The organism is Inquilinus limosus DSM 16000 (genome assembly GCF_000423185.1).
Lineage (GTDB): Bacteria > Pseudomonadota > Alphaproteobacteria > DSM-16000 > Inquilinaceae > Inquilinus > Inquilinus limosus.
This window is the reverse complement of record NZ_AUHM01000010.1, coordinates 31,184-50,714: the sequence shown is the minus strand read 5'-3', so window position 1 is coordinate 50,714 and position 19,531 is coordinate 31,184. Positions and strand designations below refer to the sequence as shown.

General features: G+C 68.3%; 19 protein-coding genes and 5 tRNA genes. 16 read left to right on the top strand and 8 right to left on the bottom strand.

What is annotated here, in order from left to right:
* Positions 1-7: 7 nt before the first annotated feature.
* The 4 genes from G537_RS0112545 to G537_RS0112530 all read right to left on the bottom strand — a co-directional run bounded on the left by G537_RS0112545 (position 8) and on the right by G537_RS0112530 (position 4,433).
* Positions 8-1,036 carry an ABC transporter ATP-binding protein gene (locus tag G537_RS0112545; protein ID WP_245579010.1) on the bottom strand — a complete coding sequence of 343 codons (1,029 nt, stop codon included), beginning with the start codon at positions 1,034-1,036 and terminating at the stop codon, positions 8-10.
* 232 nt (positions 1,037-1,268) lie between these two features.
* Positions 1,269-2,681: a type I glutamate--ammonia ligase gene (gene glnA / locus G537_RS0112540; protein WP_026870415.1), complete on the bottom strand. Its 1,413-nt coding sequence runs from the start codon at positions 2,679-2,681 to the stop codon at positions 1,269-1,271.
* Positions 2,682-2,754: 73 nt separating this feature from the next.
* The gene (locus G537_RS0112535) at positions 2,755-3,093 is read right to left on the bottom strand and encodes a P-II family nitrogen regulator (RefSeq protein WP_026870414.1); all 339 of its coding nucleotides are present in this window, start codon (positions 3,091-3,093) and stop codon (positions 2,755-2,757) included.
* Positions 3,094-3,251: 158 nt separating this feature from the next.
* The gene (locus tag G537_RS0112530; protein ID WP_026870413.1) at positions 3,252-4,433 is read right to left on the bottom strand and encodes a pyridoxal phosphate-dependent aminotransferase; all 1,182 of its coding nucleotides are present in this window, start codon (positions 4,431-4,433) and stop codon (positions 3,252-3,254) included.
* Between the two features lie 151 nt (positions 4,434-4,584).
* Between G537_RS0112530 and G537_RS0112525 the strand changes: the two genes are divergently transcribed.
* The 12 genes from G537_RS0112525 (at position 4,585) to G537_RS0112470 (ending at position 14,576) form a co-directional block, all read left to right on the top strand.
* Positions 4,585-4,660 (top strand) — tRNA-His (locus G537_RS0112525).
* A gap of 57 nt (positions 4,661-4,717) precedes the next feature.
* Positions 4,718-5,503: an HpcH/HpaI aldolase family protein gene (locus G537_RS0112520; RefSeq protein ID WP_026870412.1), complete on the top strand. Its 786-nt coding sequence runs from the start codon at positions 4,718-4,720 to the stop codon at positions 5,501-5,503.
* Positions 5,500-6,951, top strand: coding sequence for a bifunctional ADP-dependent NAD(P)H-hydrate dehydratase/NAD(P)H-hydrate epimerase (locus G537_RS0112515; protein ID WP_026870411.1), 1,452 nt, complete (start codon positions 5,500-5,502; stop codon positions 6,949-6,951). Before G537_RS0112520 ends, G537_RS0112515 begins: the two co-directional genes overlap by 4 nt.
* Positions 6,952-7,085: 134 nt before the next feature.
* Positions 7,086-7,170 (top strand) — tRNA-Leu (locus G537_RS0112510).
* Positions 7,171-7,231: 61 nt separating this feature from the next.
* Complete coding sequence (gene tig / locus G537_RS0112505) at positions 7,232-8,689, top strand: trigger factor (RefSeq protein WP_026870410.1); 1,458 nt, start codon at positions 7,232-7,234, stop codon at positions 8,687-8,689.
* A gap of 84 nt (positions 8,690-8,773) precedes the next feature.
* A complete protein-coding gene (gene clpP, locus G537_RS0112500) occupies positions 8,774-9,391 on the top strand; it encodes an ATP-dependent Clp endopeptidase proteolytic subunit ClpP (protein WP_026870409.1) in 618 nt (205 codons plus the stop codon).
* Between the two features lie 192 nt (positions 9,392-9,583).
* Positions 9,584-10,849, top strand: coding sequence for an ATP-dependent Clp protease ATP-binding subunit ClpX (gene clpX, locus G537_RS0112495; protein WP_026870408.1), 1,266 nt, complete (start codon positions 9,584-9,586; stop codon positions 10,847-10,849).
* Between the two features lie 272 nt (positions 10,850-11,121).
* Positions 11,122-13,527 carry an endopeptidase La gene (lon, locus tag G537_RS0112490; RefSeq protein WP_026870407.1) on the top strand — a complete coding sequence of 802 codons (2,406 nt, stop codon included), beginning with the start codon at positions 11,122-11,124 and terminating at the stop codon, positions 13,525-13,527.
* Between the two features lie 207 nt (positions 13,528-13,734).
* The gene (locus G537_RS0112485; protein WP_026870406.1) at positions 13,735-14,028 is read left to right on the top strand and encodes an HU family DNA-binding protein; all 294 of its coding nucleotides are present in this window, start codon (positions 13,735-13,737) and stop codon (positions 14,026-14,028) included.
* Positions 14,029-14,124: 96 nt separating this feature from the next.
* Positions 14,125-14,200 (top strand) — tRNA-Val (locus tag G537_RS0112480).
* Positions 14,201-14,350: 150 nt separating this feature from the next.
* A tRNA-Asp gene (locus G537_RS0112475) sits at positions 14,351-14,427 on the top strand.
* Positions 14,428-14,499: 72 nt separating this feature from the next.
* A tRNA-Asp gene (locus tag G537_RS0112470) sits at positions 14,500-14,576 on the top strand.
* A 74-nt stretch (positions 14,577-14,650) separates the two neighbouring features.
* On the opposite strand, the gene G537_RS37660 is transcribed toward G537_RS0112470, so the two are convergent.
* The 4 genes from G537_RS37660 to G537_RS44270 form a co-directional block, all read right to left on the bottom strand.
* On the bottom strand, positions 14,651-15,277 hold the full coding sequence (locus G537_RS37660) for an SCO family protein (RefSeq protein WP_211230368.1): 627 nt from the start codon (positions 15,275-15,277) through the stop codon (positions 14,651-14,653).
* A gap of 128 nt (positions 15,278-15,405) precedes the next feature.
* Positions 15,406-15,651, bottom strand: coding sequence for a hypothetical protein (locus G537_RS37655; RefSeq protein ID WP_034851543.1), 246 nt, complete (start codon positions 15,649-15,651; stop codon positions 15,406-15,408).
* 34 nt (positions 15,652-15,685) lie between these two features.
* Complete coding sequence (locus tag G537_RS0112455; RefSeq protein ID WP_026870405.1) at positions 15,686-16,126, bottom strand: DUF411 domain-containing protein; 441 nt, start codon at positions 16,124-16,126, stop codon at positions 15,686-15,688.
* Positions 16,127-16,234: 108 nt separating this feature from the next.
* A complete protein-coding gene (locus tag G537_RS44270) occupies positions 16,235-16,600 on the bottom strand; it encodes a hypothetical protein (protein WP_026870404.1) in 366 nt (121 codons plus the stop codon).
* 132 nt (positions 16,601-16,732) lie between these two features.
* On the opposite strand from G537_RS44270, the gene G537_RS0112445 reads away from it, so the two are divergent.
* From G537_RS0112445 to G537_RS0112430, 4 genes are read left to right on the top strand one after another with little or no spacing between them, the layout of a single operon-like run.
* Entirely contained in the window at positions 16,733-17,056 is a 324-nt protein-coding gene (locus tag G537_RS0112445; RefSeq protein WP_026870403.1) for a BufA1 family periplasmic bufferin-type metallophore, read from the top strand.
* A 31-nt stretch (positions 17,057-17,087) separates the two neighbouring features.
* A complete protein-coding gene (gene bufB / locus G537_RS0112440) occupies positions 17,088-18,014 on the top strand; it encodes an MNIO family bufferin maturase (protein WP_026870402.1) in 927 nt (308 codons plus the stop codon).
* A 7-nt stretch (positions 18,015-18,021) separates the two neighbouring features.
* Complete coding sequence (locus G537_RS0112435) at positions 18,022-18,837, top strand: HvfC/BufC N-terminal domain-containing protein (protein ID WP_026870401.1); 816 nt, start codon at positions 18,022-18,024, stop codon at positions 18,835-18,837.
* Positions 18,806-19,306 (top strand): DoxX family protein, encoded by a 501-nt coding sequence (locus G537_RS0112430; RefSeq protein WP_034851542.1) that lies wholly within the window; start codon positions 18,806-18,808, stop codon positions 19,304-19,306. The genes G537_RS0112435 and G537_RS0112430 overlap by 32 nt, the downstream gene beginning before the upstream one ends.
* The last annotated feature ends 225 nt before the right edge of the window (positions 19,307-19,531 follow it).

Sequence of the window (19,531 nt, the reverse complement as noted above, 5' to 3'; positions counted from 1 at the left end):
GCCGCCCTCAATCGACCAGGGCGTGGCCGGCGCCGGCCGGCACGGCGACCCCGACCCGGTCGCCGGGCTGGAAGCTCTGCTGCGCCCCGCTGCGGTTCTGCAGCCGGGCGGTGACCAGCGGCCCGCCTTCGGCCAGGCGGACATGATAGGTGGTGTCGGTGCCGACATAGACCACCGTCTCCACCGTTCCCGCCAGGCTGTCCGGGCCGGGCTCGGCCGACAGCAGGATCCGCTCCGGCCGCACCGCCAGGGTCGCTCCGTCGGCGCAGCCCAGCCGGGCGGCGAGCGGGCCCTCGAAGAAGTTGGTCTCGCCGATGAAATGGGCGACGAAGCGCCTGGTCGGCCGGTCGTAGATGTCGCGCGGGCCGCCGATCTGCAGGATCTCGCCCTGGCTCATCACCGCGATCCGGTCCGACATCGTCAGCGCCTCCTCCTGGTCGTGGGTGACGAAGATGAAGGTGATGCCGGTCTCGGTCTGCAGCCGCTTCAGCTCGATCTGCATCTCCTTGCGCAGCTTGAGGTCGAGGGCCGAGAGCGGCTCGTCCAGCAGCAGCACCTGCGGCTCGCTGGCCAGCGCCCGGGCCAGGGCGACGCGCTGCTGCTGGCCGCCTGACAGCTGCGCCGGCTTGCGGTTCTCCATCCCGCCCAGCTTGACCAGGGCGATCATCTCGGCGACGCGGGCCTCGGCCCGGGCGCGGTCGATACCCTTCATCTCCAGGCCGAAGCGGATGTTCTCGCGCACCGTCATATGCGGGAACAGGGCGTAGCTCTGGAACACCGTGTTCACCGGCCGCTTGTGCGGCGGCAGCCCCTCGATCGGCTTGCCGTGCAGCAGGATCCGGCCCGTGGTCGGCTCCTCGAAGCCCGCGATCATGCGGAGGAGGGTGGTCTTGCCGCAGCCCGAGGGGCCGAGGAGGGTGAAGAACTCGTTGTCCCGGATCTGGACCGATACCCCGTTCAAGGCCCTGACGGCGCCGCCCTGGTCGCCGCCGAACACTTTGGTCACGTCGACAATGTCGATTGCCGTCCCTGTCAAGATGGCCTCGTTTCTTGTTCCGGCAGGGCGCGAGGCGGGGGCGGACCGTCGGGGACCCCTGGCGCCGTCACGCCTGGCCGACCGGGCTTCGATGACCCGGTTCGAGCCGCTGCGTCGATGGGAACGATATCAGCAGGTGCCGCGGGCAATCGCAAGCCCATCCGACCCGCCATGCGCGCAAGAAAAAACCCCGCCGTCTCCGGCGGGGTTTCGCGGTCCGGTGAGGCGTGCCTCAGACCGAATAGTACATCTGGAACTCGATCGGGTGCGGGGTGTGCTCGAAGGCGTACACCTCTTCCCACTTCAGCTCGATATAGGCCTCGAGCATGTCGCGGCTGAACACGTCGCCCTTCGTCAGGAAGGCGTGGTCGGCCTCGAGCGCCAGCAGCGCCTCGCGCAGCGAGCCGCAGACGGTCGGGACGTTCTTCAGCTCCTCCGGCGGCAGGTCGTACAGGTTCTTGTCCATCGCCTCGCCGGGATGGATCTTGTTCTGGATGCCGTCGAGGCCGGCCATCAGCATCGCCGAGAAGGCGAGGTAGGGGTTGGCGGTCGGATCCGGGAACCGCACCTCGACGCGCTTGCCCTTCGGCGAGGCGACATAGGGGATGCGGCAGGAGGCCGAACGGTTGCGGGCCGAATAGGCCAGCAGCACCGGCGCCTCGAAGCCCGGGATCAGGCGCTTGTAGCTGTTGGTCGACGGGTTGGTCAGGGCGTTCAGCGCCTTGGCGTGCTTGATGATGCCGCCGATGTAGTAGAGCGCGGTGTCCGACAGGTCGGCATAGCCCGAGCCGGCGAAGGTCGGCTTGCCTTCCTTCCAGATCGACTGGTGGACATGCATGCCCGAGCCGTTGTCGCCCTTGACCGGCTTCGGCATGAAGGTCGCGGTCTTGCCGTAGGCGTCGGCGACGTTGTGGACGACGTACTTGAACGCCTGCAGGGCGTCGGCGCTCTTGATCAGGGTCTCGAACTTGATGCCCAGCTCATGCTGCGAGGCGGCGACCTCGTGGTGGTGCTTCTCGACCGTGACGCCCATCTCGGCCAGGGTCGACAGCATCTCGGCGCGCAGGTCGTGCGCGGCGTCCAGCGGCGGCACCGGGAAGTAGCCGCCCTTCGGCTGCACGCGGTGGCCGCGGTTGCCGTCCGGATAGACCTTGCCGGTGTTCTCCGACGCGTCCTCGCTGTCGAGGTAGTAGAAGCCCGAGGTGGTGTTCTGGGCGTAGCGCACGTCGTCGAAGATGAAGAACTCGGCCTCGGGGCCGAAATAGGCGGTGTCGCCGACGCCGAGCGATGCCATGTAGCGCTCCGCCGCCTTGGCGATCGAGCGCGGGTCGCGGCTGTAGGGCTGGCCGGTGGCCGGCTCCAGGATGTCGCAGGTGATGTTCAGCTGCGCCTGGGCGGCGAAGGGGTCCATGACCGCGGTGTCGACGTCCGGCTTCAGGATCATGTCGGACTCGTTGATCGCCTTCCAGCCGGCGATCGACGAGCCGTCGAACATGACGCCGTCGGTCAGCATGTCCTCGTCCACCGTCGAGACGTGCTGGCTGACGTGATGCACCTTCCCGCGGAAGTCGGTGAAGCGGAAATCGACGTATTTGACGTCGTTCTCTTTGATCAGATCGAGGACCTTGGTCACACCGTCGGCCATGATGCTTTTTCCTGTGTTTACGCGAGTGTTTTTGATGAGAGACGTTCTTGGGCGGCAGGGCGGCGGCCGACGCTCAGATGGCGTCGGCGCCCTTCTCTCCGGTACGGATGCGGATGACCTCCTCCACCGGGGTGACGAAGATCTTGCCGTCGCCGATCCGGCCGGTCTGGGCAGCCTGCTGGATGGCCTCGATCGCACGCTCGACGAGACCGTCCTCCATGACCACCTCGACCTTCACCTTGGGCAGGAAGTCGACCACGTACTCCGCGCCGCGATAGAGTTCGGTGTGGCCCTTCTGGCGGCCGAACCCCTTCGCCTCGGTGACGGTGATCCCCTTGATCCCGACCTCGTGAAGGGCCTCCTTCACCTCGTCGAGCTTGAACGGCTTGATGATGGCTTCGACTTTCTTCATGGGTTCGGAACCGTTCCCTGGATCGTTTGCGCGCCACCGCCGGGTGCGGAACGCTCTCGCGGACGATGAGAAGCAAGCCCTGTGCCAGACGCCGACTCCGCAATGTCGACCAAGGATGGAAAGAGGGTTGCCTGGAATTTAGGCATGGTGCTGCTTCTTTAGGCTTTGATCAAGTCGGAGAGGGCTTCGGCCATGCGCGCCACGGCCCGCTCGATGGCCTCGACGCTGTTGGCGTAGGACAGGCGCAGGAATCCCTCGCCCATGGCGCCGAAGCTGGTGCCGGCGATGGTGGCGACGCCGCACTCCTCCAGCAGCCTGGTCTGCAGCTCCTTGGCCGACAGGCCGGTGCCGGTGATGTTGGGGAAGGCGTAGAAGGCGCCGCCCGGCTCGACGCAGCGCACGCCCGGCAGCCGGTTCAGCGCGTCGACCACGACCCGCCGGCGCTCGGCGAAGGCGGCGCACATCGCGTCGACCGCGTCCTGCGGCCCCTGCAGCGCGGCGATGCCGGCATATTGGGCGGCGGCGTTGACGCAGGAGTGGGAGTTCACGGCCAGCCGCGTCGCGCCCTCGCGCAGGCTCTTCGGCCAGACGCTCCAGCCCAGGCGCCAGCCGGTCATGGCATAGGTCTTGGACCAGCCGTCCAGCAGGATCACCCGGTCGCGCAGGGCGGGGTAGGAGAGGAAGCAGCTGTGCTCCGCCCCGTCATAGAGGATGCGGCTGTAGATCTCGTCGCTCAGCACCGCCACATGCGGATGCCGCTCCAGCCCCTCGGCCAGACGGTCCAGCTCCGCCTTCGGCACCACCCCGCCGGTCGGGTTGGCCGGGCTGTTGATGATCAGGAGGCGGGTGCGCGGCGTGATCTGGGCCAGCACCTCCTCGGCCGAGAAGGCGAATCCGTTCTCCTCGCGCAGCCGCACCGGCACCGGCGTCGCCCCGGTGAAGCGGATGGCGGATTCGTAGATCGGGAATCCGGGATTCGGGTACAGGATCTCGGCCCCGGGCTCGCCGAACATCAGGATGGCGAACCACATCGTCACCTTGCCGCCCGGCATGATCACCACGTCGTCCGGATCGACCGCGACGCCGCGCCGGGCCTCGAGGTCGTCGGCCACCGCCCGGCGCAGCGCCGGGATGCCGCCGGCCGGGGTGTAGCCGTGATGGCCGTCGCGCAGCGCCTTCACCGCCGCCTCGACGATATGGTCGGGGGTGCGGAAATCCGGCTGGCCGATGCCGAGATTGATGATGTCGCGGCCCTGCGCCGCCAGTGCCTGGGCCCGCGCCAGGACGTCGAACGCGGTTTCGGTGCCGAGATTGGCCATGGCGGCCGCCTGGATCAGCATCGTGCCTTCCCCTGCTGAAGATGTGTCGCGGCGGACTATGCCGGCTTGCGCTGCCCCGGTCATGCCCCGCAGCGCCCTTGATCGACGGGAATGCGTCTTGCGCTTGACGCCGCCGCGGCGATGCCGCATATGAGCCGCCGCAAATGCCGTGGCGGCCGTAGCTCAGTTGGTAGAGCCCTCGGTTGTGGTCCGAGTTGTCGTGGGTTCGAGTCCCATCGGTCGCCCCATTTCCCTTCCCGCCATCGTCTGATACGCCTGTTCCGACCGCATCGGAGGAGGCTGCCTTGTACCGACCCAACGCCGCGAAACGGAAGCTGCGCGCGGGCGAGCCCGTCTATGGCTGCTGGCAGGGCCTCGGGAATTCCCTTGTGTCCGAGCTGCTCGGACTCGCCGGCTACGACATCGTGCTGCTCGACCACGAGCACGGGCCGGCCTCGGTCGCCGACGCGGTGCCCTGCCTGCAGGCCCTGGCCGGCACCCCGGCCACCGGCATCGTCCGCATGCCCTGGAACGACCCGGTCTACGCCAAGCGCATCCTCGACATCGGCGCCGAGGGGGTGATGGTGCCGCAGGTCGGCTCGAAGGCGGAGGCCGAGGCCGCGGTCGCCGCCTGCCGCTATCCGCCGGCCGGCACCCGCGGCGTCGCCTACGGCATCGCCCGCGGCGCCGATTTCGGCCTGGCGCCCGACTACCGCGAGACCGTCGACGACAACCTGCTGATCCTGTGCCAGATCGAGACCCGCCAGGGGGTGGAGGCGATTCCCGACATCGCCGCGGTCGACGGCGTCGACGCGCTGTTCATCGGCCCCTGGGACCTGTCCGGCAGCCTCGGCAAGCTCGGCCGCTTCGACGACCCGGAGGTGCGCGACACGATTCGCCGGGCCGAGCGCGCCGTGCTCGACAGCGGCAAATGGCTCGGGGCGCTGCCCTCGCTCGGCCGCTCGCCCGCCGAGATGGTCCGCGACGGCTGCCGGATCGTGATCGCCCCGGCCGACATCACCCTGCTGCGCGACGCCGCCCGGGCCGATATCGCCGCCTTCCGGGAGGCGACCGGGAAGGCGGGGCGGTGACCGCATCGGACCTGGCGCTGCTGACCGCGGCGGAGATGGGCGAGGCCGATCGCCGCACCATCGCCGCCGGCACCCCCGGCATCGTGCTGATGGAGCGGGCGGGGGCGGCGGTGGCGCGGGCGATCCGCGCCCGCTGGTCGCCGCGACCGGTCGCGGTGCTGTGCGGCCCCGGCAACAATGGCGGCGACGGCTACGTCGTCGCCCGGCTGCTGGCGGAGCGGGGCTGGCCGGTGCGGCTGGCCTCGCTGGTCCCGGTCAGATCCCTGCGCGGCGATGCGGCCGAGGCGGCGGCGCAGTGGCGGGGCAGGGTGGAGGCCCCCGACCCGGCGGTGCTGGACGGCGCCGGGCTGGTCGTCGACGCCCTGTTCGGCGCCGGGCTGAACCGGGCGCCGGAAGGCAAGGCCGCGGCGCTGGTCGAGGCGGCGGCGCGCTCCAGGCTGCCGGTCGCGGCAGTGGACGTGCCGAGCGGGCTGTTCGGCGACGACGGCGCCGCCCCCGGCCCGGTGGCGCCCGCCGCCCTGACCGTCACCTTCTTCCGCCGCAAGCCCGGCCATCTGCTGCTGCCCGGCCGGGCGCTGTGCGGCGAGACCCGGGTGGCCGATATCGGCATCGACGCCGCGGTGCTCGGAGAGATCGGCCCACGCCTGTCCGAGAACGGACCGGCGTTGTGGCGCTCGGTCTTTCCGCGGGTCGGACCGGCGCAGCACAAATACGACCGCGGCCACCCGCTGATCCTGGGCGGCGGCAGCCTGACCGGCGCCGCCCGCCTCGCGGCCCGGGCGGCGCGGCGGATCGGCGCCGGCCTCCTGACCGTGGTGGCGCCGGAAGCGGCGCTGCCGGCCTACCGCGCCGACTGGCCGGGGGCGATGGCGCTGCCGATGGAGCGCTGGGACGGGCTGCTGGCCGACCGCCGCCTCGGCCCCGTGCTGATCGGGCCGGGGGCCGGGGCCGGGCCGGCGCTGCGCGAGACGGTCGCGGCGGTCCGCGCCGCCGGCAAGTCGCTGGTGCTCGACGCCGACGGACTCGCCAGCTTCACCGGCGAGCCGCAGGCGCTGGCCGGGCTGCTCGACGCCGACTGCGTGCTGACGCCGCATCAGGGCGAATTCGACCGGCTGTTCGGCAAGGAGGAGGCGCCGCGCCTGGTCCGGGCGCAGCGGGCCGCGGCCGCGATCGGCGCCGTGGTGGTGCTGAAGGGGGCGGACACCATCATCGCGGCGCCGGACGGGCGGGCCGCGATCAACGCCAACGCCCCGCCGACCCTCGCCACCGGCGGCACCGGCGACGTCCTGGCCGGAATGGTGCTGGGGCTGAAGGCGCAGGGCATGCCGGGCTTCGAGGCCGCCTGCGCCGCCGTGTGGCTGCACGGCGCCGCGGCGCAGCGGGTCGGCGCCGGGCTGATCGCCGAGGACGTGATCGACGCGCTGCCCGGGACGCTCGACCGGTTCTAGCCCGATCCGGCCCCGCGTTTTGCCTGTCGCCCGCAAAAACCCTGTGCTATAGACCGGCGCTTCGCAGGGCCGACTCCCTTCGCTGCCCGCCTTTTTGTGCGCGTTTTCGGGGGCGGGCGGGGGTGGGGGTCTTCGCGGGCGTGGCGGAATTGGTAGACGCACTGGATTTAGGTTCCAGCGGCGAAAGCCGTGGGGGTTCAAATCCCTCCGCCCGCACCAATGAACATCCGACAGGGCACAGCACGACCGACCTGTCACATCGACGGATTCCTGAAGACCGATGCAAGTGATCGAAACCAGCACCGAGGGTCTGCGGCACGAGTTCAAGATCGTCGTGCCGGCGGCCGACATCGAACAGCGCGTCCAGACGGAGCTCGTCAAGCTCGCTGGCCGTGTCAAGCTCCCGGGCTTCCGCCCCGGCAAGGTGCCGGTGTCGCTGATGAAGCAGCGCTACGGCAAGTCGGTCATGGGCGAGGTCCTGGAAGGCGCCGTCGACGAGGGCGTGCGGCAGGCGCTGGACGAGCGCAAGCTGCGCCCGGCCCTGCGCCCGAAGGTCGAGGTGACCAGCTTCGACGAGGGCAAGGACCTGGAATACAAGGTCGATGTCGAGGTGCTGCCGGACATCGCCGCGCCGGCCTTCGAGAGCGTCGAGATCGAGCGTCCGGTCGCCGAGGTGACCGAAGAGCAGGTCGATGCCGGGCTGAAGCGGATCGCCGAGACCCGCCGCAAGTTCGAGGCGCTGGCCGAGGAGCGCGGCCTCGAGTCCGGCGACGTCGCCGTGATCGACTTCGAGGGCAGCCTCGACGGCGCCGCCCCGAGCGAGGAGATGTCCGGCAAGGACTTCCGCCTCGAGATCGGTTCGAACCGCTTCATCCCGGGCTTCGAGGACCAGCTGATCGGCAAGAAGGCGGGCGAGCACGTCACCGTCTCGCTGAGCTTCCCGGAGGAGTATCCGAGCGCCGAGCACGCCGGCAAGCCGGCGAAGTTCGAGGTCGACGTCAAGGCGATCGAGACGCCGGTCGTGCCCGAGGTGAACGAGGACTTCGCCAAGGAGCTGGGCTTCGAGGACCTCGAGGGCCTGCGCAACGCGGTGAAGAGCCAGACCGAGCAGGAGTTCGGCCGGGTGTCGCGCCTGCGGGCCAAGCGCAAGCTGCTCGACAAGCTGGCCGAGATCGTCGACTTCGCCGTGCCGCAGGGCATGGTCGACCTGGAGTTCGACCAGATCTGGAAGCAGGTGCAGCAATCGCTCGAGACCGGCGGCGACGACAATCCGGACAAGGACAAGCCGGAGGACGAGCTGAAGGCCGAGTACCGCGCCATCGCCGAGCGCCGCGTCCGCCTCGGCCTGCTCTTCGCCGAGATCGGCCGCGCCGAGAACGTCGAGGTGACGCAGGAGGAGCTGAACCGCGCCCTGATCGCCGAGGCCCGCCGCTATCCGGGCCAGGAGCAGCAGGTGGTCGACTTCTTCCGCCAGAACCCGCAGGCGATCGAGAATCTGCGCGCCCCGCTGTTCGAGGAGAAGGTCGTCGACGTCATCCTCGGCAAGATCAAGGTCAACGACACCACCGTGACGCCGGAGGAGCTGGCGCGCGACCCGGACGAGGACGAGGCGGTCGAAGCGAAGCCGGCCGAGGCCAAGCCCGCCAAGAAGAAGGCCGCCAAATCCAAGGCTGCCGCCGCCGAGACCGAGGACGCCGACGCCAAGTCCGGCGACACCGATCCCGCCACCGGCGCTTGATTGGTTGAAGGGTGCCGCGGCCCTCCCCTAATGTAGGGGCGAGCCGCGGCGCCCTGCCGGCCCGCGCGAGCCTTCGAGGACCCTATGCCTCCGTATGAGCCGAGCATGAACGCCCTGATCCCGATGGTCGTGGAGCAGACCAACCGTGGCGAAAGGGCGTATGACATCTACTCCCGCCTCCTGAAGGAGCGGATCATCTTTCTGACCGGGCCGATCTACGACGAGCTCGCCAGCCTCGTCTGCGCCCAGCTGCTGTTTCTCGAATCCGAGAACCCGAAGAAGGACATCGCCTTCTACATCAACTCGCCGGGCGGGGTGATCACGGCGGGCATGGCGATCTACGACACCATGCAGTACATCCAGCCCGAGATCATGACCGTCTGCATCGGCCAGGCGGCGTCGATGGGCTCGCTGCTGCTGGCCGCCGGCGCCAAGGGCAAGCGCTTCGCCCTGCCGAACAGCCGGATCATGGTGCACCAGCCCTCGGGCGGCGCCCGCGGCCAGGCCTCGGACATCGAGATCCAGGCGCAGGAGATCCTGAAGCTGCGCCAGCGGCTGAACGAGGTCTACGTCAAGCACACCGGCCAGAGCCTCGAGGAAATCGAGCGCTCGATGGACCGCGACAAGTTCATGTCGGCCGATGAAGCCAAGGGTTTCGGCATCGTCGACGAGGTCGTCGAGCGGCGTCCGACCGTTGAATAATCGATCTTCGTGCCCGCGGCCCTACCGATCCGGGTCGAAGGGCGCTATCTTGATTCGTGATGATGCGGATCTGCCCTGCACCAAGCCAATCTTGTCGCAGGGTGGAGCCGCCGCCATCTGGAGGCAGCCGCATCCCGGCCCGCGGGCCTGGAGTTCGTGGATCGGTAGCGCGGATGCGGAAGTGAGGCAGTGATGGGCAAGACCGCAGGCGGTGATTCGAAGAACACGCTCTACTGCTCGTTCTGCGGCAAGAGCCAGCACGAGGTCCGCAAGCTGATTGCGGGCCCGACTGTGTTCATCTGCGACGAGTGCGTCGAGCTGTGCACCGACATCATCCGCGAGGAGAACAAGACCACGCTGGTCAAGAACCGCGACGGGGTCCCGACACCGAAGGACATCCGCAAGGTTCTCGACGACTACGTGATCGGTCAGGAGCACGCCAAGAAGGTCCTCTCGGTCGCCGTGCACAACCACTACAAGCGGTTGGCGCACGGGCAGAAGGGCGGCGAGGTCGAGCTCGCCAAGTCCAACATCCTGCTGATCGGGCCGACCGGCTGCGGCAAGACCCTCCTGGCCCAGACCCTGGCCCGCATCCTCGACGTGCCGTTCACCATGGCCGACGCCACGACGCTGACCGAGGCGGGCTATGTCGGCGAGGACGTCGAGAACATCATCCTCAAGCTGCTGCAGGCCGCCGACTACAATGTCGAGCGGGCGCAGCGCGGCATCGTCTACATCGACGAGGTCGATAAGATCAGCCGCAAGTCGGACAACCCCTCGATCACCCGGGACGTCTCGGGCGAGGGGGTGCAGCAGGCCCTGCTGAAGATCATGGAGGGCACCATCGCCTCGGTGCCGCCGCAGGGCGGGCGCAAGCACCCGCAGCAGGAGTTCCTGCAGGTCGACACCACCAACATCCTGTTCATCTGCGGCGGTGCCTTCTCCGGGCTGGAGAAGATCATCTCCCAGCGTGGCCGCGGCAGCTCGCTCGGCTTCGGCGCCGACGTGCGCGGGCCGGATGAGCGGACGACCGGCGAGATCTTCAGCGAGGTCGAGCCCGAGGATCTGCTGAAGTTCGGCCTGATCCCCGAATTCGTCGGCCGTCTGCCGGTGGTGGCGACGCTCGAAGATCTCGACTCGGACGCGCTGATCGAAATCCTGTCCAAGCCGAAGAACGCGCTGGTGAAGCAGTATCAGCGGCTGTTCGAGATGGAGGACGTGCATCTGTCGCTGACCGACGATGCGCTGAAGGGCATCGCGAACCGGGCGATCCAGCGCAAGACCGGCGCGCGCGGCCTGCGCTCGATCATGGAGAGCATCCTGCTCGAGCCGATGTACGACCTGCCGAGCATGAACGGCGTGGTCGAGATCGTGATCAACCGCGAGGTGGTCGAGGGGCGGGCCAAGCCGCTCCTGATCTACGCCGAGAAACAGCAGGAACGCGCCCCCAGCGCCTGAGACGCAGGGGCGGACAGATCCTGACCGACGTGACAGCCGATGTCTCCGGACATCGGCTGTTTTCTTTCGTAATTGCCGCACCCGCCGCCTTGCGGCTTGCCTGTGTGGCAGGTTTGCGCTCTTGTGGCCGGAATACGAGGGCTTGCAGCATGTCCGTCTCTTGAACGGCCTCCGGTCATCGCCACGTCTATTGGGCGCGCCGGGTCTCCACCGTCCGGCGCCGGCACGGCGCCACTTCCCGGGCCGCTGCCCACCCCTTTAAGGCAGAACGCATGTTGAATCTGAACAAAGACACGCTGTACCCGGTGTTGCCTCTGAGGGACATCGTGGTCTTCCCGCACATGATCGTGCCCTTGTTCGTCGGTCGCGAGAAGTCGGTCCGTGCGCTCGAGGATGTGATGAAGGAGGACAAGCAGATCCTCCTGGTCACCCAGCGCAACGCCTCGCAGGACGACCCGTCGCCGACGGAGATCTTCGAGGTCGGCACGATCGGGACGGTGCTGCAGCTGCTGAAGCTGCCCGACGGCACCGTCAAGGTGCTGGTCGAAGGCGTGAAGCGTGCGCGCATCGTGCGCTACGCCGATAATCCGGAATTCTTCCAGGCCCAGGTCGAGCCGCTCGACGACGTCGCCAACGACCCGCAGGAGATCGAGGCGCTGGGCCGGGCCGCGGTCGCCCAGTTCGAGCAGTACATCAAGCTCAACAAGAAGATCCCGCCGGAGGTGCTGGTCTCGGTCAACCAGATCGAGGACGGCGCCAAGCTGGCCGACACCATCGCCGCGCATCTGTCGCTGAAGATCCCCGAGAAGCAGCAGATCCTCGAGATCGCCTCGATCACCGAGCGGCTGGAGAAGGTCTACGGCTTCATGGAGGGCGAGATCGGCGTCCTCCAGGTCGAGAAGCGCATCCGCAGCCGCGTCAAGCGGCAGATGGAGAAGACCCAGCGCGAGTACTACCTGAACGAGCAGCTCAAGGCGATCCAGAAGGAGCTGGGCGAGGGCGAGGACGGCCGTGACGAGGCGGCGGAGCTCGAGGAGCGGATCAACAAGGTCAAGCTGACCAAGGAGGCCCGCGACAAGGCCATGGCCGAGCTGAAGAAGCTGCGGTCGATGAGCCCGATGTCGGCCGAGGCCACGGTGGTCCGCAACTACCTCGACTGGATGTTGTCGATTCCCTGGAAGCAGCGGACTCGGATCAAGAAGGACCTGCTGCACGCCGAGCAGGTGCTGAACGACGACCACTACGGCCTGGAGAAGGTCAAGGAGCGCGTGCTGGAGTACCTGGCCGTGCAGCAGCGGACCAGCAAGATCCGCGGCTCGATCCTGTGCCTGGTCGGCCCGCCGGGCGTCGGCAAGACCTCGCTGGGCAAGTCGATCGCCAAGGCCACCGGCCGCAACTTCGTGCGCATGTCGCTCGGCGGCGTCCGCGACGAGGCGGAGATCCGCGGCCATCGGCGGACCTATATCGGCTCCATGCCCGGCAAGATCATCCAGGGCATGAAGAAGGCGAAGTCGTCGAACCCGCTGTTCCTGCTCGACGAGATCGACAAGCTGGGCGCCGATTACCGCGGCGACCCGTCCTCGGCGCTGCTCGAGGTGCTGGATCCGGAGCAGAACTCGAGCTTCAACGACCACTATCTCGAGGTCGATTACGACCTGTCGGACGTGATGTTCATCTGCACGGCCAACAGCCTGCGCATGCCGCAGCCGCTGATGGACCGCATGGAGATCATCCGCATCCCCGGCTACACCGAGGATGAGAAGGTCGAGATCGCCAAGCGCCACCTGATCCAGAAGCAGGCCGAGGCCAACGGCCTGAAGAAGGGCGAGTGGACGCTGACCGAGGAAGCGCTGCGCGACCTGATTCGCTACTACACCCGCGAAGCGGGCGTCCGCAGCCTGGAGCGCGAGATCGCGAGCCTGGCGCGCAAGGCGGTGCGCGAGATCCTGTCGACCGACGTCAAGAAGATCGTCGTCCGGCCGGACGACCTCGAGAAATACGCCGGCGTGCGCAAGTTCCGCTTCGGCGAGGCGGAGCTGGAGGACATGGTCGGCGTCGTCACCGGCCTGGCCTGGACCGAGGTCGGCGGCGAGATCCTGTCGATCGAGGCGGTGCCGGTCCCCGGCCGCGGCCGCGTGGTCGCCACCGGCAAGCTGGGCGACGTGATGAAGGAATCGGTGCAGGCGGCGGAGAGCTTCGCCAAGGCGCGCGCCGTGTCCTTCGGCATCAAGCCGACTCTGTTCGGCAAGCGCGACATCCACGTCCACGTGCCGGAGGGGGCGACCCCGAAGGACGGGCCGTCCGCAGGCGTCGCCATGGTCACCGCCATCGTCTCGGCCCTGACCGGAAACCCGGTCCGCCGCGACGTGGCGATGACCGGCGAGGTCACCTTGCGCGGGCGCGTCCTGCCGATCGGCGGGCTCAAGGAGAAGCTGTTGGCGGCCGTCCGGGCGGGCATCAAGACCGTGATTATTCCGAAGGAGAATGAAAAAGACCTTGCGGATATTCCGGATTCGGTGAAGAAGGCCCTGGCAATCCTGCCGACGACCAATGTCGAGGAGGTTCTGAAGAACGCCCTGGTGCGTCCTCTGGAGCCGATCGAATGGAAGGATACGGATGTGGACGACATCGCCCCCGTCGCCGCCGATGGTGACGACGAAGCGGTGATCCGCCACTGACGGATCGTAGCGGCCCTGGAACTTGGCGGATTTCCGTGCGTTTCAGGGCCGCCGACGATTGACCGTGTTTCCGCGATACGCTTACATTTCGTGACGTTTCGGTGTCGGGAAAAGGCGCATCGAACGGTTGTCGGTTTGGAATGTACCTAGCCTGCATCCGGCGAACCCGCCGGAACGACCAACACAGAGCCTAAAGGAGGCCGACACGTGAACAAGAACGATCTCGTCGCACACGTCGCGGAAAGCACCGGTCTGTCGCGTGCCGATGCTGGCAACGCCATCGACAGCTTCATCGACGGCGTTACCAAGACGTTGACGAAGGGGGGGGAAGTCCGCCTCGTTGGGTTCGGCACCTTCGGTGTCGCGGCGCGCGCCGCGTCCGAGGGCCGCAATCCGCGGACCGGCGAGACCATCAAGATCGCCGCCTCCAAGCAGGTCAAGTTCAAGGCCGGCAAGGGCCTGAAGGATGCCGTCAACAACGCCGGCGGCAAGAAGAAGTAAGCCCCCGCGCTTGTGCCCGAACCGGCCGGTCGGCGCCTTGGCCCGACCGGCCGCTTCACGTCTGGACCTGGCGGGTTCGGCCCCGCCGGTCCGCCCGGGCGATTAGCTCAGTCGGTAGAGCATCGGTTTTACACACCGAGTGTCGGCGGTTCGAGCCCGTCATCGCCCACCAGTTTCCGGCGGCGTCCGCCGCCCGAGCGGCCCTCCGAATCCGCTGATACGGAAGCCGCGAAAATCCCGCTTCGCCTGCTGGCAATTCAAGTTGACAGCCCCCGGTGCAGCGGGTATCTCAAGCGCCTCGCCGCGACGAGCGGCCAGATGCGCGGGTGTAGCTCAGTTGGTTAGAGCGCCGGCCTGTCACGCCGGAGGCCGCGGGTTCAAGTCCCGTCACTCGCGCCACTTCCTGTTTTCCGGTCTCGTTCCGGGGTTCGGCTTCACGTCGGGCGCCCCGCAGACGCGCCGGCACCCTGCGCGGGTGTAGCTCAGTTGGTTAGAGCGCCGGCCTGTCACGCCGGAGGCCGCGGGTTCAAGTCCCGTCACTCGCGCCACTTCCCCACGACTCACCGATATTTCCGCCGTACCGGTCTGATCCTGCCCGAACCCGGGAGCTCAGGCATCGTCGTCAGAGCCAGCTCCGCAGCCGGTCCCAGAAGGTCGGCTCCGGCTCGGGATTTGCTTCGTTCATCAGCGCATTCGCATAGACGACGAGGTTGACCGGATCGAAGGCGAGCCCGTGGAAATTGGCCCGCAGGTTGCCCTCGCGGTCGATGACATGGGTGACGACGCCGTGGATCTCGACCCCGTCCCCGATCTCCTTGAACTGATGGCCGAAGCGCTTCACCAGGTTGCGGGTGTCCTCGGGGCGGTCGGGGCCGCTGGTCAGGAACACCCAGTTCACCGGGTCGAGATTGTGGGCGCGGCCGTAGTCCGTCATCACCTCGGGCGTGTCGCGGACCGCATCGGTGGTGATGGTGACGAACTGCACCCGGTCGCGCATCGGCGTCTCGTTCACCTTCTCCTGGATGCGGGCGATCAGGTCGGCATGCAGCGGGCATTCATCCGTGCAGCTGGCATAGATGAAATGCAGCACCACGACCTTGCCCCTGAGATCCGCCAGGGAGACCGGGTGGCCGTCGGCGTCCTGCAGCGTGAAGCCGACCGACCGCCAGCCATCCTTCGGCTCGAAGTACTTCTCCTGCTCGCGGAGGCGATCCTCGACATCGTGCAGGGAGTGAGCCGCCGCGGCCACGGGAAGCGGCACTCAGCAGCAAGCCCAGCAGCGCCGGCCGGGCACGCATCGGCAAGATCATTGCCTCATTCCGTTCGCTCGAAATGCGGAAGGCGGGCCGGGACCCGAAGACCCCGGCCCGATCGGGCTCAGCCGCCCTGCTTCTGCGGCGTGGTGCCCTGCTCCTGAGGCTGCGCCCTGGACTGCATCATCCTGGTGCAGCTCTCCATCATCTCGCTCATCTGGGACATCATCTTCATCATCGGCATCATGCCCTCCATCGGCTGCTGGGGCGTCGCCGGCGGCTGTTGCCCTTGCTGCTGGGCGAAGACGGTGCCGGTCAGCCCGGCGACGAGGATCATGGCGGCAAGCAAGGTGCTGAAACGACTGCGCATGGTCTTTCCTCCTTGATCGGCTGTTTCTCCTCGATCACTCCACGGCGTAGACCGTGGGCGCCGCGCCATCCTTGGTGACGGCATGGATCGTGAACGGCTCGGTCTTCTCCCCGGTCATGCCGGGCGACCCCATCGGCATGCCGGGCAGGGTGATGCCGGCGATCTTCGGCCGCTCCGACAGCAGCTTGCGGATCACGCCGGCCGGGACATGCCCGCCGACGACATAGCCGTCGACGAACATGGTGTGGCAGCCCTCGAAATCGGCGGGCACGCCGGCATCGGCGCTGATCCGGGCCAGATCGTTCGTCGGCTTGACGTCGACCGTGAAGCCGTTGTCGCGCAGATAGGCGGCATAGCCGTCGCAGCAGCCGCAGTCCGGGCTCTTGTACAGGGTCGCGGCAACCGGCTCGGCCAGAATCGGCAGCGGCAGGGCGAGGATTGCGAGAATGGCGGCCACGCGGGACATGTGGCTCATCACGGACCTCCTGATCGAAAGGGATGTTCAGGCGACGCGCGGCTTCGCGGCGTCCTGCCGGTCGGGCCGAAAGCGTCAGAAAACGGCCCGCACGAGGCGGGGCGCGGCTCAGGCGCGGACGGTGGGTCTGGGCGGGAGGGGATCGGGGGCGGTGAGGCGGCCGGCACGGACCAGCGTCGACGCCGGGTCATGTGCGACGCGGCCATGGTCGACAGGCCCGGCAACCTGGGGCGGAACCGCCGGAACCGGCGCACAGGCCATGGCGCAGGGCGTACCGATCGCCGCCTTCAGCGGCATGCCGGCATCATCGCCGCAGGGCGGCATCGATCCATGATCCATTTCGGCATGGGCCGCGGCGCAGCCGGCCATGGGCGCTCCCAGGCTCGCCTGCATCGGCAGGGCGAGTGCGAAGACCAGCAAGGCCAGAAGCCCGACCAGCCGGCGCAGGGAAAGTGACCTCATGCCCAAGACCATACTGCCGCTGGAGGCCCCTGGCAAACGACCCGGCTCGAGCGGCCAGGCTGCGCGGCAGGTCGGATGTAACGACTCCGCCCTCCCCATCGTATTCGAAGTCGGGGGCCGGCAAACCATCCAGGGAGAGACGTCATGTCCACAACGGCGAAGATCAGCACGGCCGTCCTGGCCGGTGCCGTCGCGACCGCGCTCGCGTCGATGGCGACGGCGGCGCCGCTGACCGAGGCGCAGGTCAAGGCGGCGATGGATGCAGGCAAGGAGAAGTGCTACGGGGTCGCGCTCAAGGGACAGAATGATTGCGCTGCGGGCCCGGGCACGACCTGCCAGGGCACATCGACCGTCGACTACCAGGGCAATGCCTGGAAATTCGTCGATGGCGGGACCTGCACCACGATGGAACTGCCCGGCGGCCGCCACGGCTCGCCGCAACCCTTGACCCGGGACGTGCCGTCGTAAGCAACGAAGGCGCCGGAAGGCGGAGACCGCGATGAACGACCTGGCGAAACCGCCGGCTGCTCGGACGTCGGATGCGCTTCGCTTTCCGGCCCATCCCGTCGCGGGGCTCGCGGGCACCAGCTTCAAGCCCCAGCATCTGCCCGCGATCCTGGCCGACACGGGATGGGCGGGCTTCTTCGAGATCCATGCCGAGAACTACATGGGCGCCGGCGGCCCGCCGCATGACGCGCTGACCCGGATCCGCCGCGACCATCCGGTGTCGCTCCACGGCGTGTGCCTGTCGATCGGCGGTCCGCAGCCCCTGGATCCGGCGCATCTCGCGCGCTTCAAGGCGCTCGTCGACCGCTACGAGCCGGCGCTGGTGTCCGAGCATCTCGCCTGGTCGACCCATGGCGGCACCTTCTTCAACGATCTGCTGCCTCTGCCCTATACGCCGGCGACGCTGGCCCGGGTCGTCGACCATGTCGACGAGGTGCAGGAGGCGATCGGCCGTCCGATCCTGATCGAGAACCCGTCGACCTATGTCCTGTTCCGGGACTCGACCATGGGCGAGACGGATTTCCTCCGCGCGCTAGTCCGGCGCACCGGATGCGGCCTGCTGCTCGACGTCAACAACGTCTTCGTCTCCGCCACCAATCACGGCACCTCGGCGTTGGCCTATCTCGCCGAGTTCCCGCTCGGCCCTGTCGGCGAGATCCATCTGGCCGGGCATGCCGAGCAGGCGGACGACGAGGGCGATCCGCTGCTGATCGACAGCCATGACCGGCCGGTCGCCGGTGCGGTCTGGACCCTGTTCGAGGCCGTGATCGCCCGCGCCGGGCCGGTCCCGACGCTGATCGAATGGGACAGCGGGATTCCCGACTGGCCGGTGCTCAAGGCCGAGGCGATCGCGGCGCAGGCGGTCCTCGACCGTCATGCCCGCGGCTTCGCGCCGGGCAGGATCCATGCGTCCCGCTGAGCCTCGCATGCGGGATGGCGACGATCGGCCGTCTTACGCGGCCGTGTTCGCCGCGGGCCTGCTCGATCCCGATCGCGCCGCGCCCGCTGCGGTCTCCGGGCCGAACGGCAAGTCTGCGGGCAGGCGCTACGACGTCTATCGCAACAACGTCACGGTCAGCCTCATCGACGCGCTGGCCGCGGTGTTTCCGGCGACGATGCGCATCACCGGCGCGGATTTCTTCCGTGCGATGGCGCGCTTCCACCTGCGCGCCTGCCCGCCGACCTCGCCGCTGCTGTTCGACTACGGCCGCGACTTTCCCGATTTCATCGAACGCTACGACCATGCGCGGCCGATGCCGTGGCTGGCGGATGTGGCGCGGATCGAGCGGGCCTGGCTCGACGCCTATCACGCCGCCGATGCGGATCCGCTGCCGCCGCAGGCTCTGGGCGCCGTCCCGGCGGAGCAACTGGCCGGCACGGTCCTGGTGGTCCATCCCGCGGCGCGGATCGTTCGATCACGCTTTCCGGCCGTCACCATCTTCGCGGCCAATCGGAGCTATGATTCGGTCGGCCGGATCGAGGCGACGGAGCCGGAGGATGCCCTCGTGACCAGGCCCGGGCTGGAGGTCGCCATCCGGCGCCTCCCGCCCGGCGCTGCGGACTTCCTGGCCCGCCTGATCGCGGGCCAGCCGTTCGGCGCGGCCGCCGGCGCCGCGTCTTCGGCCAGCCCGGGCTTCGATCTGCCCGGCGCCATCGCCGGGATGCTCGAGGCGGGCGCCTTCACCGCGATCCAGCAGGGATGTGATCACGATGAGCCTCAATCGACCGGCCGCCGCCGATGACGCGCGGCGCGAAGTCGGCGGCGTCGTCGAACGGGTGAACGCCGCCGTCCGGGCCGTTGCGCAGCCGTCCCTGACGCAACTCGTCCTGCGCTGCGGCCTCGCCGTCCCGTTCTGGCTGTCCGGCGTCAAGAAATGGGACGGCTTCCTGCAGCTGAACGACGTGGCCGTGCTGCTGTTCAGCGCGGAGTTCCAACTGCATCTCCCGGGCGGTCCCTATCCTTTCCCGGCCCCCGAGGTCGTGGCCTTCGCCGTCGGCTCGGCGGAGATCCTGCTGCCGATCCTGCTCGTCCTCGGGCTCGCGACGCGGCTGGCCGCGCTGGGGCTGCTGGTGATGACGCTCGTGATCCAGCTGACCGTGCCGGACGGCTGGCCGATCCATCTGACCTGGGCGGCGATGGCGCTCGCCGTGATGCGATGGGGCCCGGGGCGGCTCTCGCTCGATCACTGGCTCGGCGGACGCCGGATCTGAACGCCGGTCGATCACCGCGAGGCGGCAAGTCGATGACGGTGCCGCCCGGTCAGAGTGGCTGAAGATCCCTGGAAAATCATGCAGTTGAGAAGCATTCGCAATTACGAAATGTGGCGGAAATTCGCTTCTCTCGTCCGACATGGCGGCCTATAAAGGCCGCGCCGAAAGGGCGCCGGGACGGACGACCCTCTCGACGAGAAAAGAGATTTGGGGTGGAGCGCCTGC

Excerpts from the sequence above, each read along its gene's own strand:
- glnA (WP_026870415.1), bottom strand. The coding sequence starts at position 2,681 with ATGGCCGACGGTGTGACCAAGGTCCTCGATCTGATCAAAGAGAACGAC.
- G537_RS0112535 (WP_026870414.1), bottom strand. The coding sequence starts at position 3,093 with ATGAAGAAAGTCGAAGCCATCATCAAGCCGTTCAAGCTCGACGAGGTG.
- G537_RS0112530 (WP_026870413.1), bottom strand. The coding sequence starts at position 4,433 with ATGCTGATCCAGGCGGCCGCCATGGCCAATCTCGGCACCGAAACCGCG.
- tig (WP_026870410.1), top strand. The coding sequence starts at position 7,232 with ATGCAAGTGATCGAAACCAGCACCGAGGGTCTGCGGCACGAGTTCAAG.
- clpP (WP_026870409.1), top strand. The coding sequence starts at position 8,774 with ATGCCTCCGTATGAGCCGAGCATGAACGCCCTGATCCCGATGGTCGTG.
- clpX (WP_026870408.1), top strand. The coding sequence starts at position 9,584 with ATGGGCAAGACCGCAGGCGGTGATTCGAAGAACACGCTCTACTGCTCG.
- lon (WP_026870407.1), top strand. The coding sequence starts at position 11,122 with ATGTTGAATCTGAACAAAGACACGCTGTACCCGGTGTTGCCTCTGAGG.
- G537_RS37655 (WP_034851543.1), bottom strand. The coding sequence starts at position 15,651 with ATGCGCAGTCGTTTCAGCACCTTGCTTGCCGCCATGATCCTCGTCGCC.
- G537_RS0112455 (WP_026870405.1), bottom strand. The coding sequence starts at position 16,126 with ATGAGCCACATGTCCCGCGTGGCCGCCATTCTCGCAATCCTCGCCCTG.
- G537_RS44270 (WP_026870404.1), bottom strand. The coding sequence starts at position 16,600 with ATGGTCTTGGGCATGAGGTCACTTTCCCTGCGCCGGCTGGTCGGGCTT.
- G537_RS0112445 (WP_026870403.1), top strand. The coding sequence starts at position 16,733 with ATGTCCACAACGGCGAAGATCAGCACGGCCGTCCTGGCCGGTGCCGTC.
- bufB (WP_026870402.1), top strand. The coding sequence starts at position 17,088 with ATGAACGACCTGGCGAAACCGCCGGCTGCTCGGACGTCGGATGCGCTT.
- G537_RS0112435 (WP_026870401.1), top strand. The coding sequence starts at position 18,022 with ATGCGGGATGGCGACGATCGGCCGTCTTACGCGGCCGTGTTCGCCGCG.
- G537_RS0112430 (WP_034851542.1), top strand. The coding sequence starts at position 18,806 with ATGAGCCTCAATCGACCGGCCGCCGCCGATGACGCGCGGCGCGAAGTC.